General features: G+C 62.3%; 1 protein-coding gene. It reads left to right on the top strand.

Annotation, left to right across the window (positions count from 1 at the left end):
* Window positions 1-244: IS3 family transposase (locus SB689_RS23910; protein WP_410694518.1), on the top strand; the 244-nt coding region annotated here is incomplete at both ends.

A 244-nucleotide genomic window follows, 5' to 3' on the forward strand; every position in this document is an offset into this window, starting at 1 on the left:
TGTCTGGCAGGCCAACATGCAGGTCTACGGCGTGCCGAAGGTCTGGAAGCAGATGAACCGGGAAGGCATTGCAGTGGCACGCTGCACGGTCGGACGGTTGATGAAACTGCAGGGCTTGCGTGGCGCAGTTCGCGGTAAGCGTGTTCGCACGACGATTCCCGAGGTGACCGCGCCGCGCCCGCTGGACCGAGTCAACCGGCAGTTCAAGGCTGACCGACCGAATCAGCTCTGGGTGTCGGATTTT

This window comes from Chryseobacterium sp. SIMBA_038 (genome assembly GCF_046535115.1).
In the GTDB taxonomy this organism is placed as follows: domain Bacteria; phylum Bacteroidota; class Bacteroidia; order Flavobacteriales; family Weeksellaceae; genus Chryseobacterium.